Below are 1,800 nucleotides of genomic sequence, written 5' to 3'. Positions count from 1 at the left end.
CGAAGGCGAAGCCCACCGCCGTGCCCAGGAGCGGCGCCGAGCACGGCGTCGCGAGCACCACCGCGAGCACGCCCTCGCCCGCGCTGCGCAGCAGGCCGTGGCTCTGGTCCACCTTGCCCGCCAGCGCCGTGCCGTCCGTGCCCAGCGTGTAGACGCCGAAGAGGTTGAGCGCGAACGCCACCACCACCGCGCTCACGCCCGCGACGAACAGCGGCTCCTGGAACTGGAAGCCCCAGCCCACGCTGTTGCCGCCCGCGCGCACCGCCAGCACCGCGCCCGCCAAGAGCAGCATCGTCGCCAGGATGCCGCCCGCGTACGCCGCCGCGTGCGGCGCGACCTTGCCCTTCTCCTCCGCCACCAGCCGCGTGAAGCCGTACGCCTTGATGGCCAGCACCGGGAACACGCACGGCATCAGGTTGAGCAGCGCGCCGCCCAGGAACGCGAACAGCAGCGCGAGCCCCAGCCCCATGGGCGCCTCGGCCGCCACCGGCGCCGCCGCCACCGCGGGCTTCACCTTGCCCAGCGCGTCCTTCACCGACGGGACCTTCAAGGGGTCCGCGCCCGCCACCGGAGCCCCGGCCGCCGCCACCACCGGCGCGAGCGCCGTGTCCACCTCCACCGCCGTGAAGCCCGTGGCCTTCGTGCCCAGGCGCAGCGCGCCCGTGAGCCGGGGCTCGCTCTTGGGCACCACCGACGACGCCTGGCCCTCCAGCGCGAACGTCCCCGGCCCCTTGCGCTTCAGCGTCACGCTGTCCACGCCCGCGATGCGGCCGGGCACGAAGAAGTCATCCTCCACGTTGCCCGCGAAGGGCTTGCCGTCCGCCGTCGTCACGGTGAGCGTGCCGGTGAACGGCTTGCCCGCGGTGAGCGACGTGCCATCCAGCGCCAGGGCCACGCGCGGCGCGCCCTCCGCCCCCGCGGGCACCGGCACCTGGGCCTGGGCGGCGTCGAATTGCGGCGCGAACTCCGCGTCCAGCACCGTCTCCGGCCCCACCGGCACCGTGCGCGACAGCACCAACTGCGCGGGGATGCAGTGCACCTTGCACGCGAGCGCGTCCACCGCCGTCGACACCGTCAGCGTGCCCGTGGCCTTGTCGGACACGTGCGCGGGCGCGAAGAGCAGCACCTCGTCGTGGTAGCCGTGCGTGGTGATGAAGCCGTCCGGCGTGCGGAACGTGCTGGGGAAGGGCCAACGCAGGTCGCCCACCGTGATGCCCGGCGCGTCCCACGCCACGTCCGTGGCCAGGCCGGAGTCCCCCGGGTTCTTCCAGTAGACGTGCCAGTCCGGGTCCAACCGCAGGCGCACGCCCACGCGGAAGTCGCCGCCCGCCTTCACCTGCGTGGCGTCCAGGAGCAGCGCGCCCTCCAGGCGCGGGTCGCCCTCGTCCGGCGCGGTGCTGCCCACGGCGGTGGACGGCAGCGCGGCCTGGGCCACCGCCGCCACCAGCAACGCGCCCACCACGCCCAGCCCACCGAGCCGGCTTCCAGACCTCTTGCTCCACGGATGCGTCATGCGACTCCCGTTAATCCACCTGGAAACGCCGTGCTACCTGGGATGCGTCCCCACAGGGTGCACTCAACCTTCCGGGCAGCCGGGCATTCCGCACGCCCGCACGCCCGGCGTCAGGGGCCCTCACCGGCCCCGCGCCTTCCTTCGTACGTTCAGTGACTCCAGGCGGTTACGAGGACTCGCCGCCGCCCGTCTTCCAGGGCAGCAGCGCCGCGCCGTCCAGGGTCACCCCCTTGGGCGCACCGCCGTTCGCCGCGGCGGGCAGGGCGGCGCGGGCCGGGGGTGGGCCG

General features: G+C 74.6%; 1 protein-coding gene. It reads right to left on the bottom strand.

Annotated features, from left to right (window positions below; translation table 11 throughout):
• Positions 1 to 1,513 (bottom strand): protein-disulfide reductase DsbD domain-containing protein (locus ACLEQD_RS42680; RefSeq protein WP_410391692.1); only part of this gene is annotated, 1,513 nt, incomplete at its 3' end.
• Positions 1,514 to 1,800: the final 287 nt, after the last annotated feature.

It is taken from the genome of Corallococcus sp. 4LFB, assembly GCF_046520365.1.
In the GTDB taxonomy this organism is placed as follows: Bacteria; Myxococcota; Myxococcia; order Myxococcales; family Myxococcaceae; genus Corallococcus; species Corallococcus caeni.
This window is presented reverse-complemented; position numbering and strand designations above follow the sequence as displayed.